The organism is Pseudomonas sp. PGPR40, assembly GCF_022014505.1.
GTDB lineage: Bacteria > Pseudomonadota > Gammaproteobacteria > Pseudomonadales > Pseudomonadaceae > Aquipseudomonas.
Map to the genome: position 1 here is coordinate 15,269 of NZ_JAKLSP010000001.1, position 16,108 is coordinate 31,376.

17 protein-coding genes are annotated in these 16,108 nt (G+C 61.7%); 16 read left to right on the forward strand and 1 reads right to left on the reverse strand.

Features of this window, described 5'->3' with window-relative positions; all coding sequences use genetic code 11:
- The first annotated feature begins 28 nt into the window (after positions 1–28).
- From MEB48_RS00055 to MEB48_RS00130, 16 genes are all read left to right on the forward strand, one after another.
- Positions 29–1,048 carry an alpha-ketoacid dehydrogenase subunit beta gene (locus MEB48_RS00055; protein WP_030128853.1) on the forward strand — a complete coding sequence of 340 codons (1,020 nt, stop codon included), beginning with the start codon at positions 29–31 and terminating at the stop codon, positions 1,046–1,048.
- Positions 1,045–2,157: an acetoin dehydrogenase dihydrolipoyllysine-residue acetyltransferase subunit gene (locus MEB48_RS00060; RefSeq protein ID WP_237880712.1), complete on the forward strand. Its 1,113-nt coding sequence runs from the start codon at positions 1,045–1,047 to the stop codon at positions 2,155–2,157. The genes MEB48_RS00055 and MEB48_RS00060 overlap by 4 nt, the downstream gene beginning before the upstream one ends.
- Positions 2,158–2,247: 90 nt before the next feature.
- Positions 2,248–3,312 (forward strand): 2,3-butanediol dehydrogenase, encoded by a 1,065-nt coding sequence (locus MEB48_RS00065; RefSeq protein WP_237881305.1) that lies wholly within the window; start codon positions 2,248–2,250, stop codon positions 3,310–3,312.
- A 128-nt stretch (positions 3,313–3,440) separates the two neighbouring features.
- On the forward strand, positions 3,441–3,728 hold the full coding sequence (locus tag MEB48_RS00070) for a hypothetical protein (protein WP_237880714.1): 288 nt from the start codon (positions 3,441–3,443) through the stop codon (positions 3,726–3,728).
- A 432-nt stretch (positions 3,729–4,160) separates the two neighbouring features.
- Positions 4,161–4,817, forward strand: a complete 657-nt coding sequence (locus MEB48_RS00075) for a cytochrome c3 family protein (protein ID WP_237880716.1) — start codon at positions 4,161–4,163, stop codon at positions 4,815–4,817.
- Positions 4,814–7,711, forward strand: coding sequence for a TAT-variant-translocated molybdopterin oxidoreductase (locus tag MEB48_RS00080; RefSeq protein ID WP_237880718.1), 2,898 nt, complete (start codon positions 4,814–4,816; stop codon positions 7,709–7,711). The genes MEB48_RS00075 and MEB48_RS00080 overlap by 4 nt, the downstream gene beginning before the upstream one ends.
- Positions 7,701–9,065, forward strand: coding sequence for an NrfD/PsrC family molybdoenzyme membrane anchor subunit (gene nrfD, locus MEB48_RS00085; protein ID WP_237880720.1), 1,365 nt, complete (start codon positions 7,701–7,703; stop codon positions 9,063–9,065). Before MEB48_RS00080 ends, nrfD begins: the two co-directional genes overlap by 11 nt.
- Positions 9,058–9,582 carry a DUF3341 domain-containing protein gene (locus MEB48_RS00090; RefSeq protein WP_237880722.1) on the forward strand — a complete coding sequence of 175 codons (525 nt, stop codon included), beginning with the start codon at positions 9,058–9,060 and terminating at the stop codon, positions 9,580–9,582. The genes nrfD and MEB48_RS00090 overlap by 8 nt, the downstream gene beginning before the upstream one ends.
- Entirely contained in the window at positions 9,579–10,112 is a 534-nt protein-coding gene (locus MEB48_RS00095; RefSeq protein WP_237880724.1) for a c-type cytochrome, read from the forward strand. The genes MEB48_RS00090 and MEB48_RS00095 overlap by 4 nt, the downstream gene beginning before the upstream one ends.
- Entirely contained in the window at positions 10,109–11,119 is a 1,011-nt protein-coding gene (locus tag MEB48_RS00100) for a hypothetical protein (RefSeq protein WP_237880726.1), read from the forward strand. Before MEB48_RS00095 ends, MEB48_RS00100 begins: the two co-directional genes overlap by 4 nt.
- Positions 11,109–11,495 (forward strand): hypothetical protein, encoded by a 387-nt coding sequence (locus MEB48_RS00105; protein ID WP_237880728.1) that lies wholly within the window; start codon positions 11,109–11,111, stop codon positions 11,493–11,495. Before MEB48_RS00100 ends, MEB48_RS00105 begins: the two co-directional genes overlap by 11 nt.
- Positions 11,485–12,285 (forward strand): SCO family protein, encoded by an 801-nt coding sequence (locus MEB48_RS00110; protein WP_237880730.1) that lies wholly within the window; start codon positions 11,485–11,487, stop codon positions 12,283–12,285. Before MEB48_RS00105 ends, MEB48_RS00110 begins: the two co-directional genes overlap by 11 nt.
- Entirely contained in the window at positions 12,282–13,226 is a 945-nt protein-coding gene (gene coxB / locus MEB48_RS00115) for a cytochrome c oxidase subunit II (RefSeq protein ID WP_237880732.1), read from the forward strand. The genes MEB48_RS00110 and coxB overlap by 4 nt, the downstream gene beginning before the upstream one ends.
- The gene (locus MEB48_RS00120; protein WP_237880734.1) at positions 13,223–14,821 is read left to right on the forward strand and encodes a cytochrome c oxidase subunit I; all 1,599 of its coding nucleotides are present in this window, start codon (positions 13,223–13,225) and stop codon (positions 14,819–14,821) included. Before coxB ends, MEB48_RS00120 begins: the two co-directional genes overlap by 4 nt.
- Entirely contained in the window at positions 14,808–15,449 is a 642-nt protein-coding gene (locus MEB48_RS00125; RefSeq protein ID WP_237880736.1) for a cytochrome c oxidase subunit 3, read from the forward strand. Before MEB48_RS00120 ends, MEB48_RS00125 begins: the two co-directional genes overlap by 14 nt.
- Before the next feature lies 1 nt (position 15,450).
- Positions 15,451–15,705, forward strand: coding sequence for a hypothetical protein (locus tag MEB48_RS00130; RefSeq protein WP_237880738.1), 255 nt, complete (start codon positions 15,451–15,453; stop codon positions 15,703–15,705).
- On the opposite strand, the gene MEB48_RS00135 is transcribed toward MEB48_RS00130, so the two are convergent.
- Positions 15,658–15,996 carry a hypothetical protein gene (locus MEB48_RS00135; RefSeq protein WP_237880740.1) on the reverse strand — a complete coding sequence of 113 codons (339 nt, stop codon included), beginning with the start codon at positions 15,994–15,996 and terminating at the stop codon, positions 15,658–15,660. The two genes, MEB48_RS00130 and MEB48_RS00135, sit on opposite strands and share 48 nt — an antisense overlap.
- Positions 15,997–16,108 lie beyond the last annotated feature (112 nt).

Here is a 16,108-nt window from a genome sequence, read left to right on the forward strand (position 1 = left end):
CCCTATAACAAGAATCGAGACCTTCATCATGGCGAGAAAAATCAGTTATCAGCAGGCAATCAACGAAGCCCTGGCCCAGGAAATGCGCCGCGACCCCAGCGTGTTCATCATGGGCGAAGACGTCGCCGGCGGTGCCGGTGCTCCCGGTGAAAACGACGCCTGGGGCGGGGTGCTGGGCGTGACCAAGGGCCTCTATCACCAATTCCCCGGACGCGTGTTGGACACGCCGCTGTCGGAGTTGGGTTATGTCGGTGCCGCCGTAGGCGCAGCGACCTGTGGTGTACGCCCGGTGTGTGAATTGATGTTTGTCGACTTTGCCGGTTGCTGCCTGGACCAGATCCTCAATCAGGCGGCCAAGTTTCGCTACATGTTCGGTGGCAAGGCCTCCACCCCGTTGGTGATTCGCACCATGGTCGGCGCGGGCCTGCGGGCAGCCGCCCAACACTCACAAATGCTCACATCGCTGTGGACGCACATCCCCGGGCTGAAAGTCGTCTGCCCGTCGTCACCTTATGACGCCAAGGGCCTGTTGATCCAGGCTATCCGCGACAACGACCCGGTGATTTTCTGCGAACACAAACTGCTCTACAGCATGCAGGGCGAGGTACCGGAAGAGCTCTATACCATCCCTTTCGGTGAAGCCAACTTCCTGCGCGATGGCAAGGACGTGACCCTGGTCTCGTATGGACGCACGGTCAACACGGCGATGGACGCAGCCCGCAGCCTGGCAGGGCGAGGCATTGACTGCGAGGTCATCGACCTGCGCACCACCAGCCCGCTGGACGAAGACAGTATTCTCGAAAGCGTGGAAAAAACCGGCCGCCTGGTGGTGATCGACGAAGCCAACCCGCGCTGTTCCATGGCCACCGACATTTCGGCCCTGGTGGCGCAAAAAGCCTTCGCCTCGCTCAAGGCGCCCATTGAGATGGTGACTGCACCGCACACGCCGGTGCCATTCTCCGACGCCCTGGAAGACCTCTATATTCCTGACGCGGCGAAAATCGAAAACGCCGTGCTCAAGTTGATCGAATGGAGCAAGCGTTCATGAGCCAGATCCATACCCTGACCATGCCCAAGTGGGGCTTGTCCATGACCGAAGGCCGGGTCGATGTCTGGCTCAAGGAGGAGGGCCAGGCGATCGCCAAGGGCGATGAGGTGCTCGATGTAGAAACCGACAAAATTTCCAGCAGCGTCGAGGCGCCGTTTTCCGGTGTGTTGCGTCGGCAGATCGCGCGCCAGGATGAAACCCTCGCGGTCGGTGCGTTGCTCGGCATCGTGGTCGACGGCGAAGCCAGTGAGGCCGAAATCGATGCGGTGATCGAGCAGTTCCAGGCCGCATTCGTGCCGGGTGACGGAGCCGAGGAAGACAGTGGGCCGAAGCCGCAGAAGGTCGAGCTGGACGGGCGAGTGATCCGTTACTTCGAGCGTGGCGAAGGCGGGGTGCCGTTGGTGCTGGTGCACGGGTTTGGCGGTGACCTGAACAATTGGATGTTCAATCATGAAGCGTTGGCCGCCGCGCGCCGAGTGATTGCTCTGGATCTGCCGGGCCATGGCGAATCGACCAAACAGCTGCAGCACGGAAATCTGGATGAACTGAGCGAAGTGCTACTGGCCCTGCTCGATCATCTGGATGTCCCCGTGGCGCATCTGGTAGGGCATTCCATGGGCGGGGCGGTGTCGCTGAACACCGCGCGTCTGGCACCTCATCGGGTGCGCTCCCTGAGCTTGATCGGCAGCGCCGGTCTGGGCGCGGAAATCAACGGCGATTACCTGCAAGGTTTTGTCGAGGCGGCCAGCCGCAATGCCCTCAAACCACAGCTGGTGCAGCTGTTCTCCGACGTCGAACTGGTCAATCGGCAGATGCTCGAAGACATGCTCAAGTACAAGCGCCTGGAAGGGGTGGACGCGGCCCTGCGCCAGCTGGTTTCGGGTTTGTTCAACGAAGGACGGCAACAGTTCGATCTGCGCGGCGTGGTGCAAGAAGGCCGGCAGCCGGTGTTGCTGATCTGGGGCAGTGACGACGCGATCATTCCTGCGGCCCACAGCGTTGGCCTGCCTGCTCAGGTCGAAATCCTGCCGGGCCAGGCGCACATGGTGCAGATGGAAGCGGCCGAGCAGGTCAATCGGCTGATTCTGGACTTTGTGCAACAACACTAATGCTCTCCTTGACGACCCTTTACGGGGCGTCAAGGCCAACGATTTCAGGGAGATTCCTACATGAGCTTTTCAATTGATCCGACCCGCAGCATGCGTGCCGCTGTCTGGCATGGCCGTCACGATATCCGTGTCGAAGACGTTCCGTTGCCCGTGTCGCCTCCCGCGGGCTGGGTCCAGATTCGCGTGCAATGGTGCGGTATTTGCGGCTCCGACCTGCATGAATACGTGGCCGGGCCAGTGTTCATTCCGGTGGATGCACCGCACCCGCTGACCGGAATCAAAGGTCAGTGCATTCTCGGTCATGAGTTCTGTGGCGAGATCGTCGAAATCGGCGCCGGTGTTCAGGGGTTCAGTGTTGGCGAGCCGGTGGCAGCGGATGCCTGTCAGCACTGTGGTACTTGTTATTACTGCACCCATGGGTTGTACAACATTTGTGAAAACCTGGCCTTCACCGGCCTGATGAACAATGGTGCGTTCGCTGAGTTGGTCAACGTGCCGGCCAATCTGCTTTACAAGTTGCCGGCCAACTTTCCCGCCGAAGCCGGGGCGCTGATCGAACCGCTGGCAGTGGGCATGCACGCGGTGAAAAAGGCCGGGAGTTTGCTGGGGAAAAATGTGGTGGTGGTTGGCGCGGGAACCATCGGTCTGTGCACCATCATGTGTGCCAAGGCTGCTGGTGCGGCGCAGGTCATCGCTCTGGAAATGTCAGGAGCGCGCAAGGCCAAGGCTCTGGAGGTAGGGGCGAACCATGTGCTAGACCCCAATGAATGCGACGCTCTGGCAGAAGTGCGGCGGCTGACCGGCGGGCTTGGGGCGGACGTCAGTTTCGAATGCATCGGCAACAAACACACGGCCAAGGTCGCTATCGACCTGATCCGCAAGGCCGGCACCTGTGTGCTGGTGGGCATTTTCGAGGAACCCAGTGAGTTCAACTTCTTCGAACTGGTCGCCACCGAAAAACAGGTACTGGGTGCGCTCGCCTACAACGGTGAGTTCGCCGATGTGATCGCCTTTATTGCCGACGGCCGGCTGGACATCACACCGCTGGTAACCGGGCGCATTCAGCTTGAACAAATCGTCGGGCAGGGCTTTGAGGAATTGGTCAATAACAAGGAGCACAACGTGAAAATCATCGTGTCACCCGCACGAGTCTGAAGCACCTGCAAGAGCGCGATTGACGATGGCCCCGAGGTTCTTGCGCGAGACCATTCGTCAATTGCCCTGCACTCCGGCATCACCAGGGCCTCCAAAGAAGGCCCATTACCCTCGTATTGGAGACGGATATGAAACCCCATCCACCTGTCGCCAAGGATGAGCCAACCGAAGATTTGAGCAACCCCAATGACGACGGCTGCGTGCTCGGTACCGCTGGCCGGGACGAAGACCCGAATGCCACCACAGACTGGGACAAGGAAAGGAACGCTGAAGACCATCGCCAAAGGCCGAGTGACGCCCGGGGGATGCCCGGCTACCCGCATGAAGCGCCTGATGAGCAGACGCCATCGACTACCAAAACCCGGCCAGAGCCCGGCATTGAAACGCCAGAACAGGACAACGACAGGGTCGGTTGACTTGCGCAGGGACCTGCGTAGGGGCTGGCTTGCCAGCGAAGAAAGCTTCACGTCATGCAGCGCCAATGAAAACGCCTTCGCCGGCAAGCCGGCTCCTACGGGGTTCGCGTCGTTCACGGCATTTGTAGGAGCGAGGCTTGCCCGCGAAGAACGATAACGCGGTCATTCAGTTAAGCCGCGGTGCGCCCTTCGCCGGCAAGCCGGCTCCTACGGGGTTCGCGTCGTTCACGGCATCTGTAGGAGCGAGGCTTGCCCGCGAAGAACGATAACGCGGTCATTCAGTGAAACCGCGGTGCTGCCTTCGCGGGCAAGCCTGGCTCCTACGGGAATTGGATCAAACTGATCACATGATGATCACGCGCATCGGAAATAAAGAACTCCTGAGCGCAAACGGAGCCATAGCCTTAAGAACGTGAATTTTGGAATCCGGCGATGGCGCAGATCTTCAGCCGCTCGGCCGATACCTGGCTGCGCCTGGGATGGCTGGTGCTGTTCGTCGGCCTCACGGGAGGCTTGCTCGTGGCATTGGCCCTGGACCGTTCCGACTACCGAACCGGCCGTAACTGGGTGGTCGAGCAGCCGCTGCCGTTCAGTCACGCCCACCATGTCGGCGCGCTGAAAATCGATTGCCGCTACTGCCACAGTTCCGTGGAGTCCTCCGCGATGGCCAGTCTGCCGCCCACCGAAACCTGCATGACGTGCCACTCGCAAATCTGGAAAAACGCCGACCTGCTTGAACCCTTGCGCAAAAGCCTGCGCGAATCACAGCCGTTGCATTGGCAGCGGGTGGTCGAACTGCCCGATTACGTGTACTTCCATCATGGCGTACACGTGAATGCGGGCGTGGGTTGCAGCGAATGCCACGGCGCGGTGGAGCGCATGCCGCTGATGTTCAAGGCCGAACCCCTGAGCATGGGCCAGTGCCTGGCCTGTCACCGCGATCCCGCGCCGCACCTGCGCCCCAAAGGGCAAGTGACCCAACTGCAATGGCACACTGATCAGGATCGTCGGACGCCGGGTGAGCAATTGATCAAGGCGCGACGAATCGATCCCCAAGGCCTGACCGATTGCGGGATCTGCCATCGATGAGCGCCTCCTCGCTGGACTTCGCCGCATGGCGCGAGCAGCTCGCCGGGCTCAAAGGCTCCGCGTACTGGCGGGGCCTCGAAACGCTGGCGGCGACCCCCGAGGCGCAGGCGCTGATCGAGGCGGAATTTCCCGGTGCCGCGCCCTTGTTGGACCGCCGACATTTCCTGCAATTGATGGCGGCGTCCCTGGCCATGGCTGGCTTGGCCGCGTGTGGCAAAACCCCCGAGCAAGCCGTGCCGGCGATCAGACAAGCCACGCAACTGACGCCCGGCGTTGCGAGCTGGTATGCAACCGCCATCCCGTTTTGTGGCATCGCCCAACCCGTCCTGGGCAAGACCCTCGCCGGGCGCCCGATCAAACTCGAAGGCAATCCGCAGCACCCGATGTCCGGTGGCGCATGCGATGCCTTTACCCAGGCGGCAATCCTGCAACTGTACGACCCGGACCGTTCCCAGGCGCCGCGCTTCAAGGGCCGGGAAACCAGTTGGGACCAAGTGCGTGGGGCGCTGGCTCGACAGCGACTGACGCTGGACACCACGCGAGGCAAAGGCCTGCATATCGTTTGCGGAGCCAGCAGTTCGCCGACCCTTGGGCGGCAACTCGAAGCGCTCCGTCGGCGCTGGCCCGAGGCGCGGCTGTATCACGCAGAACCGTTCGCCGAGACTCAGGCGTTGCGCGTCAGCGAGCGGGTATTCGGCCAGCCGCTAGACGCCCGACGTTATCTGGAAAACGCCGAGGTGCTGGTTTGCCTTGAAGACGATCCGTTGGGCAGCGGCCCGCGCCAGACGCTGTTGCAACGCGGCTGGGCGGAACGTCGACGGCAGGCGGCGCAAGGGCAGGGCGCGGCGTTGTCGTTTGTCGCCGAAAGCATTCCAACCCTGACCGGCGCAGCGGCCACGCGACGCTTGGCGATTGCCCCGTCGCGACAGCCTGATCTGGTGCTGGCGCTGAGCCGCGCCTTGGGCGACAACGTGGCCGATCAGCCGCGCCTGAGTGCGCGACAGCTCGACTGGGTCGATAAAGTCGCCATGGCGCTCAAGGCCCATCCCGGCCGTGGCCTGATCTGCGTGAGCAAGCACGCGGCAGACGATGTGCAAGCGCAGGTGATGCGGCTCAACCAGCGGCTGGGCGCGCATGGCCAGACGCTGGATTGGCAGGTGCCGACGTTGCTGGGCTACGAACGTGGACAGTTCTGGGCGTCGCTGGAGCAACTGAGCCAGCAATTGGCGGGCGGCAACGTCAGCCAGTTGTGGCTGCTCGATTGCAACCCATTGCACACCTCGGCGCCGGATCTGGGGCTGGAGGGGTTGCTGCAGAAAGTACCGCTGCGCCTGCATGCCGGGCTTTGCTACGACGAGAGTGCCGCGCACTGCCATTGGCATTTGCCACTCAATCATGCGCTCGACGGCTGGAGCGATACCCGGGCGGCGGATGGCAGTGCGTGCATTGTGCAGCCGCTGATCGAGCCGATGTACTCGACCCGAACCCTGCATCAAGTCATTGGACTGCTGCTGACTTCGGCCGACAGCGATGCCCTGGATCAGGTGCGAACCACCTGGGCTCATGTTCCGCAAACTCAGTGGCGCCAAGCCTTGGCCGATGGCTGGATCGAAACCTCAGCGCCGGCAGTGGAAGTCCCTGAAGCGGCGACAGTAGTACTGAACCTGACCGACCTCGATGGCTTCGAAGCCGTGGTGCGTCCGGATCCTTGCGTATGGGACGGACGTTTCGCCAATCTTGGCTGGTTGCAGGAATTGCCCAAACCCATCAGCACCCTGACCTGGAGCAACGTGGTCGGGCTGTCGCCGCGGTTGGCGGAACAGGTGGGCGTGCGCAATGGCGACGGCGTCGAAGTGGCGCTGCCGGGACAATTATTGCGCGGCGCGGCGTGGATCGAGCCGGGGCAGGCCGATCAGGTGATTGCCCTGTATACCGGTTACGGGCGCAGCCATGCCGGGCGGGTCGGTAACGGTTTGGGTTATGCAGTACGGCCGATTCAATCTGCGTCGGTGAGTGCCTCGCTGCGTTCCAGTGGCGAGCGCCACACACTGGCCGTCACCCAGTCCCATCACCAATTACCGGACGATGAGGCGCCGCCGATTCGAGTGGTGCAACGCCGGGCGCCGCAGTTGCCGGCGCAGCAAATTCCGATATCGCTCTATAGCCCTGTCGTTGACGGCGGCCCGCAGTGGGGCATGGTCATCGACCTCGATTTGTGTACCGGCTGCAATGCCTGCGTCACGGCGTGTCAGGCGGAAAACAACATCGCCGTGGTCGGTGCCGAACAGGTGGCCAATGGGCGCAATATGCACTGGCTGCGCATCGACCATTACTACCAGGGCACTCTGGATGCGCCACGCTCACGTTTCCAGCCTTTGCCGTGTATGCACTGCGAACAGGCGCCGTGTGAAACCGGTTGCCCGGTGAATGCCACGGTGCACAGCCGCGATGGCTTGAACCAGATGGTCTACAACCGCTGCATCGGCACCCGCACCTGCGCCTCGTATTGCCCGTACAAAGTACGCCGCTTCAATTGGCTGGACTGGAACGCCGACGCCGCTCCGTCGATTCAGGCCCAGCGCAACCCCGAGGTGACCGTGCGCGCCCGTGGGGTGATGGAAAAGTGCACGTATTGCGTTCAGCGCATCAGCGCCGCACGCATCGAAGATAAACAGCAGGGCACCGATTTCGACACCACAAAAGTCGTCACCGCCTGCCAGCAAACCTGTCCGAGCCAGGCAATCCGTTTCGGTGACATTGCCAACCCCGCCAGCGCGGTCAGCCACGCCCGCAAGGATCCACGTCATTACCGCTTGCTCGAAGCCCTCGGCACACGCCCGCGCACCACCTATCTGGCGCGGATCGAGGAGGGGGAAAGCCGCGATGAAGCCTGAGCCGCTGTTGCACGATACCGGGCATTTTCTGCCACGGGACCTGAGCGACCAACAGGTGTCGCGGCAGGTGTTTGGCCCCTTGCAGCAGTTTCCCCGGCGGGTGGCGTGGCGCTGGTTGTTCGGAATCGGCATCACGCTATTACTGATGTACCTGGCCTCGGCCACGGTGTTGCTGGCCAACGGCGTGGGCATGTGGGGCAATAATCAGCCGGTGCAGTGGGGCTTCGGCATTCTCAACTACATCTGGTGGCTGGGCATCGGCCACGCCGGCACCTTCATCTCCGCGCTGCTATTGCTGATCGAGCGGCCATGGCGGCACACCCTCAATCGCCTGGCGGAGTTGATGACACTGATGGCGGTAATCTGCGCCGCGCTGTACCCGATTCTGCACCTGGGGCGGCCCTGGCTGTTTTACTGGATCTTGCCGTACCCGAATGAAATGGGCCTGTGGCCACAGTTCAAGAGCCCGACGGCCTGGGACATGTTTGCGATCCTCTCGTACTTGACGGTGTCGCTGCTGTTTCTGCTGGTGGGGGCCATTCCTGATTTCGCCACGGCGCGGGATCGTGCCCAAGATTCGCTGAGACAAAAGCTGTATGGCTTGATGGCGCTGGGCTGGCGCGGTTCCCAGTGGCACTGGGCGTTGTGGCGACGTACCACTCGCGTGCTGGCGATGCTCGCGATCCCGTTGGTGTTCGCCGTGTCCAGCGGCTATTCGTTCCTGCTGACCATGGGCCTGCAAAGCGGTTGGCATTCGACGCTGTTTCCGCCGTACTTCGTGGCCGGCGCGGTGTTTTCCGGGTTTGCGTTGGTGGCATTGCTGGCCATCGGCGTGCGCTGGTTGTTGCGCATTGAAGCACTGATCACCCTGCGCCATCTGGACATGCTCGGACGCTTGCTGCTGGCCATCGGTTGGCTCACTGCCTATGGCTATCTGATGGATCTGTTCATGCCGTTCTACAGCGGCGATTCCCATGAAATCGAGGTCTTGCTGACGCGCCTGAGCGGCCCTCACGCGTGGAGTTTCTGGCTGGCCATCGTCTGCAACGTCGGCGTGCTCCAGGCGTTGTGGTGGCGCTCGGTGCGCCAGCGCCCGGGCGTTTTGGCCGCGGTGGCGCTGGCGGTGCTGGTGGGCATGTGGGCCGAGCGCTTCATGCTGGTGATCCCGCCGCAAACCCGGGGCTTTCTGGTCTCGACCTGGGGCGGCTACACCCCGACGCTTTGGGACTGGACGCTGTTCATCGGCAGTTTCGGGGTGTTTCTGCTGCCCTACAGTCTGTTTCTGCGCTACGTGCCCATGGTCTCGGCGTTCGAGGTCAAGCAGGCGCTGCATCAGGAGCGCGGCGATGACTGAATCCTTGGGGTTGCTGGCCGAATTCGATGCGCCGCAGCCGCTGGTTGAAGCCAGCCTGCACGCCTGGGCCATCGGTTATCGACGTATCGAGGCGTTCGCGCCGTTTCCTCTTGAGGCGCTGCAAGCGTTGTTGAAACCCAAGGCTTCAAGGGTGTCGAGCATGGCCTGCATCGGCGGATTGCTCGGCATCGGCCTGGCGCTGCTGATGCAGATCGGCTCGGTGTGGAGCTACCCGCTGAACGTCGGCGGCCGGCCGTTGATTGCCGTGCCGTTGCTGATGGTGGTGACCTTTCTGTTCGCCGTGGTCGGATCGGCGATCGCTGCGGTACTGACGCTACTGGTCAGCAGCCGTTTGCCACGTTTGCATCACCCGTTGTTTGGCGCTGAGGGTTTCGAACGGGCCAGCGACGATGGGTTCTTTCTGTTTATCGAGGCCGGCGATCCGCTGTTCGACGCGCAGGCCACGCGAGCCTGGCTGGCCGAACGGGCGATCAGCGTGCGCGAGGTGCAGCCATGAACGCGTGGCCGTGGGCGCTGATAATCGCCGTGTTGTGCAGCGGCTGCGATGACATGTCACGCCAGGCCAGGATTGAGCAACAACGCCCCGGCACCGTGTTCGAAAACGGCTTGAGCAGCCGTCAGCCCCCCATCGGTACCGTCGCCCGCGGGCAACTGGAGCGTGAAGCGATTGTGCAACAGCGCCCGCCACTGACCGGTGCGTTACTCGCCCGTGGTGAAGCGAGCTATCAGACGTTCTGCACTCCGTGCCATGGCCTGAGCGGGCGGGGCGATGGTCTGGTGGTTAGGCGTGGTTTTCCGGCACCGCCGGCGTTGACCGAACCGCGATTGCTCGGCGCATCTGACGCTCAACTGATGCACGTTATCGCTCAGGGCAAAGGCCTGATGTACGGCTATGAATCACGCATCCCGCCGGCAGAACGCTGGGCCATCGTCGCCCATGTGCGCCTGTTGCAGTTAAGCCAGCACGCGCCTCTGGAACGCCTGCCAGCCGAGTTGCGTCAGGCGTTCGAGGAGGGCGACCAATGAGGCGGTTGTCGGGAGCCTTCGCCATCGGCGCCGTCGGCGTCATGCTGCTCGGGATTTGGCAGCCGGCCTGGGTGGGCGCCGGGGCGTTGGCGGCCGCGATCAACGGCAGCAACATCGTGTTGGGTTGCCTGCTGCTGGCGCTGCTGACGCCGTTGATCAGTGGCCGCTGGCAGATGTTGCTGGCGCCGGGCAGCGGCTTGGGTCACAGCGCTGTGGTGCTGATGGTGCCGATGTTATTGCCGATGTTGCTCGCCATAGCCTGGCTGTATCCGTGGTTCCACGTCGACGCGCCAGGGTTTCGCGGGCTGTGGCTGTCGCCGTGGTTTTTCGTGGTACGCACACTGCTTTACGCCGGGCTTGCCTTGGGCTTGCAGTACTGGTCGCAACGTCCGGACGCCGAGCGCAGCGGCCCGGGGTTGATCCTGTATGGGCTGCTGGTCAGCCTGGCGGCGGTCGACTGGTTGATGTCGTTGCAGTCGGGTTTTGTGTCCAGCCTGTTCGGTGTGTTGCTGATCGCCCGGCAGTTGCTCGATGGCTTGGCGTTTGCCGGCCTCTGCGTGCTGTGCTGGAACCTTGTGCCGCTGCCGGCGCCCCAGCGTCAGGTACTGCGCGGATTGCTGGTCAGTGCCCTGGCGTTCTGGGCCTACGTGCATTTCATGCAGTATCTGATTATCTGGTCGGTGAATTTAGAGCACGAAACCCAGTGGTATCGCGTGCGTGAAGGCGGCGTCTGGGGTGCGGTCGGCGGATTGCTGATGGCGGGGCAGGTGGCGTGTCTGCTGGCGTTGGCTTCTCCCTGGGGCGGTCGGCCACAGGTTCTAATTTGGGCTTGTACGGCGATTCTGCTGCTGGGCAGCGTCGAGTCGATCTGGATGAGCTTGCCGTCGATATTCCCCGACGTCGAAATCGGTGCCGGCCTGATGGCCGTGCTCTGCCAAGGGCTTTACGGTCTCGGCCTGTGGGCATGGTGGCGTTGGCAATGGCAACGGAGGCGCCATGAAGTCTGAAGAACCGTTCAGCTACGAACCCAACACGGTCGACAGTGGCAAAGTCTGGAGTCTGGTGGCGCTGTTTTTGGCGGCGGTTCTGTTGTGCCTCACGGGCGTGGCCTGGTGGCTGATCAGTTATCAGCATCGCGCCGACTCGCGGCAGCCACCCTCGAGTGCCCTGGAACGCGAGCGGCTGTTGCCACCGGCCCCGCGCTTGCAATCGCAGCCTCGGCAGGACGGCGAACGACAGCTCGCCGCCGAGCGTATTCACCTCGACAGCTTCGGCTGGATCGACCGCGAGCGCCGCGTCGTGCACCTGCCGTTGGAACAGGCGCGGCAGGTGTTGCTGGAGCAGGGCTGGCCAACACCCGAGGACGCCCCGCATGAACCGTGAGCGGATCTCGCTGGTGTTGGCATTGCTGTGTCTGATGACGTTGCAACACAGCGCCGCGCAAACCTTCGACCCGTTTTCCGCCGCCGGAATCGATGCGGCCCAGGTCGGCCAGCGCTTGGCGCTGGACACACGATTTATCGATCAGCACGGCCGCTCGGTACGCCTGGGCGATTTGCTTGGCGGCCAGCCAACGCTGATGGTGCCTTTGTATTACCGCTGTCCGAATGTTTGTGGCGCGGCGCTTTCGACCCTGTTTAGTCAATTGGCCAATCAGCCTTACCGCCTGGGCCGGGATTTTCAGGTGATCGCGTTCAGTTTTGATTCGCGGGAAGACAGCCATGCCGCCCGCGAGGAACTGGCCAAGCTGAGTCAGCATTGGCCGTCGCTGGTGGCCGAGCCGGGCTTGCATTTGCTGACCGGCGACGCTGCTGCGGGTCAGGCCCTGGCCCGTTCGCTCGGCTTCGGCTATCGCTTCGATGAGCAACAGCAACAATATGCGCACAGCTCGGCGGTGGCGGTGTTGACCGGCGATGGACGCTTGTCGCGCTGGCTCTATGGTCTCGGTTATCAGGCCAGCGATGTGCGCCTTGCATTGACCGAGGCGGGGCAGGGCAAGTTGGGCGCATTCAAGGAACAGCTTCTGCTGCTGTGTTACCACTACGACCCGCAAAGCGGCACCTATAGCAGTCGGATTATTGTTTTGCTGCAACTCGCGGGACTGGCCACCGTGCTGGTATTGGGCCTGTTCATTGTTCTGGCGTTGCGCCGTGAGCGGCAGAGGCAGCCATGAACGAACACTTCCTGCGCTTGTGGCCCGTGCAGGCCTCGGACTATGCCGTCTCGGTCGATTGGCTGGTAATCGGCTTCACCGGGATGATGGCGTTGTTCGTAGTGCCTGTGTTCGTAGCGCTATGGATGTTTATCTGGCGCTATCGACGCGGGCGCGAGGCGAATCGGGATCATCGGGCGCAGAGCAATCTGCCGATCGAACTGGCCTGGATCATCTTGCCGTTCATTGGCTCGCTGGTGATTTTTCTGTTTTCGGCACGGCTGTTCTTTTTCGCCCGCACGCCTCCGGCCGATGCCCTGGAAATCCAGGTCACGGCGCGGCAATGGATGTGGAAATTTCAGCATCAGGGCGGGCAGCGCGAGATCAACACCTTGCACGTCCCGGCAAGGCGCCCGGTGAAGCTGACGATGATTTCCGAAGACGTGATCCACAGCCTGTTTTTCCCCAGTCTGCGGATCAAGCAGGATGTGTTGCCGCAGCGTTACAGCATGCTTTGGTTCCAGGCCGAACACAGCGGCACCTATCAGGTGTATTGCGCCGAATACTGCGGCACCGATCATGCGGCGATGCTTGCCCGGCTGGTGGTGCTCGCCCCGGGTGACTACCAGCAATGGTTGCAGGACAACGGCAGCGCCGCCGACCTGATCAGCCAGGGCGAAACTTTGTACCGCCAATACGGCTGCGGCAGTTGCCATGACGCCGGCAATGCGCCGCCCTTGGCTGGAGTCTTCAATCGAACGGTGCGCCTGGCCGACGGCAGCCAGGTCGTGGCGGACGACGCCTACCTGCGCGACAGCATTGTGTTGCCACAAAAACACCTGGTGACGGGCTACCTGCCGATCATGCCGACCTATAGCAACCTGTTGGACGAAGAAGCCGTGCAGCGCCTGGTGGCTTACTTGCGCTCGTTGCCTGCCACCGCGTCCGGGGATCCGAAATGAGCGCCCCCAGCTATTTGCATCAGCAAGGTTTGCTCTCGTGGTTTTTGACCCTCGATCACAAGCGCATCGCTGTGCTGTACATGGTCACGGTGACCTTTTTCTTTTTCGCCGGCGGGTTGGCTGCGACCCTGATCCGCATCGAATTGGTCACACCCCAAGGCGATCTGTTGACCGCCGACGGCTACAACCGCGCGTTCACCCTGCACGGGGTGATCATGGTCTGGTTTTTCCTGATTCCGTCGATTCCCAGCGTATTCGGCAACTTCCTCGTGCCGATCATGATCGGCGCCCGGGACATGGCGTTTCCACGTCTTAATCTGTTCAGTTGGTACCTGCTGCTCGGCGGTGGATTGTTCACGTTGCTGGCGCTGCTGCTCGGCGGGGTCGATACCGGCTGGACCTTCTACACGCCGCTGTCGACGATGTTCAGCAACGGCCACGTGGTGGCGGTGATCTGCGGTGTGTTCATCGCCGGGTTTTCTTCGATCTTCACCGGCATCAACATCATCGTCACCGTGCACACCCTGCGCGCGCCGGGCATGACCTGGATGCGTCTGCCGCTGTTCATCTGGGCGATCTATGCCACCTCGATCATTCTGGTGCTGGCGACGCCGGTGCTGGCGATTACCTTGTTGCTGGTGGCCGCCGAGCACCTGTTCAATATCGGTGTATTCGACCCGCGCCTGGGCGGTGATCCGTTGCTATTTCAGCACTTGTTCTGGTTCTACAGTCACCCGGCGGTGTACATCATGATCCTGCCCGCGATGGGGGTGGTCAGCGAGCTGATCACTGCGGCGGGGCACAAACGCATCTTCGGCTATCGTTTTGTCGCCTGGTCCAGCGTGGCGATAGCGATCATCGGTTTCCTGGTCTGGGGGCATCACATGTTTGTCGCCGGGCAGTCGATGTATGCCAGCCTGGTGTTCTCGTTGCTGAGTTTCATGGTGTCGATTCCGTCGGCGATCAAGGCCTATAACTGGAGCGCGACGCTGTACAAAAGCGACCTGACTTTGCATGCACCCTTTTTGTTTGCCCTGACTTTTATCGGGCTGTTCATTATCGGCGGGGTAACCGGGTTGTTCCTGGCGCTGCTCGCCGCCGACATGCATGCCCATGACACCTATTTCGTGGTCGCGCACTTCCACTACATCATGGTTGGCGCAGCGGTGGCCGGGTACTTTGGCGCGCTGCATTTCTGGTGGCCGAAAATCACCGGACGCCTGTATTCGCAGCTGTGGGGCAAGATCACTGCGGTGCTGATTTTTTGCGGTTTCAACCTGACGTTCTTCCCCCAATTCCTGCTCGGGTATCTGGGCATGCCCCGGCGTTATCACAGCTATGACGCGGATTTTCAGTTCCTCAACGTACTGTCCTCGGCCGGCGCCTCGATTCTGGCGCTGGCCTACGTGTTGCCGTTCTTCTACCTGCTCGGCTCGTTGCGCTGGGGCGAGCGGGCGCCGATGAATCCCTGGGAGGCGGCCGGTCTTGAGTGGCGCGTGCCGTCACCGCCGCCGCAGCACAACTTCGAGGCGCCGGTGACGGTGGATTTCGAAGCCTATGATTATTCTCCCGAGGCGCGCCGTGATCCGGTCTGACGAGAGACCCGCCGAGCCGTTCGTGGCTTGGGCACAACAGCGTGAGGCCGCATGGCTGGGCATGTGGTTGTTTCTGGCCACCGAAGCGATGATGTTCGGCAGCCTGATCATGGTGGCGTGGTTTTACCGACTGCAGCACTCCGACGGCGTGGCTGAAACCGTGGCGGGTTTGCACTGGCAACTGGCAACGGCCAACACATTCATGTTGTTGACCTGCAGTTTGCTGATGACGCTGGCTCTGGCCGCTGCCGAGCAGGGGTTTATCCTGCGTCTACGCCGCTGCCTGCTGGGCGCGGCGCTGCTGGGCGTGCTGTTTCTGGCCTGTAAAGGCGTCGAATATGGTCTTGAATACCGCGAAGGGCTGCTGCCGGGTTTCGCCGTCGATTCACCGCTGCACCTGCCGTCCGCGCGTTTGTTCATGAACCTGTATTTCATCGCCACGGCGCTGCACGCCATGCACGTACTGGTGGCGGTCGGTTTGGGGCTGTGGCTCTACGTACGACTCGCAGCAGACAACCTGTCAGCGCGTGGGACGCGCACGCGTCTGGAAATGGTCACCCTGTATTGGCATCTGGTGGACGGGATCTGGATCCTGTTGTTTCCGACTCTCTATCTGGTGGGGCGCTGAGATGAGCACGGCTAGCGCATTGAAAGTCTATGTCGGCTTGCTGCTGCTTCTGGCATTGGAAGTGCTGGTCGCGCTGTTCTGGCCGCGCAACAGCAGCCTGATCATGCTTGCCGCTGCCGGGCAGTTTTTGCTGCTGTTGATATTTTACCTGGGCCTCTATCGCCATCAGGGCTGGGTGCGGCTGTTCGGTTGCCTGTATCTGCTGTGGCTAGTGGTGATGATGGTGTTCATCCTCGGTGAATCGGCGACCCGCTGAGGGTAAATTTGTCGTCATTGCCGACACCTGCGGCTGATGTATCGGGTTCTCTGCTGGGCAAAACGCGAAAGGGTACTCAGCCATGATCAAGCGCAAGTGCTCGATGGCTTCCAGATACTTGCGATCGGCCTGCCGTCTTTTTTTCTGATAGTGCATGAACATATCGACATCGATGTCGGGCTGATCGAGAAGATCAAGGGCGGCATGGCTCAAATGAAAGGCTTCGCTGAACAGTTGTTTGTTACGTTCAAGCGCCAGATTCAGACAGGCTATCGCTTGATCGGAAGTCATCGTACTGTTCATTGCTGCGACCTCTATTATAGGTGTGTTCCAGGGCTTGGGTAATGCCGGTGCAGGTGTCAGGCTTGCCGCAATGCCAGTCAGTTAATGCGCGGAACCTGTG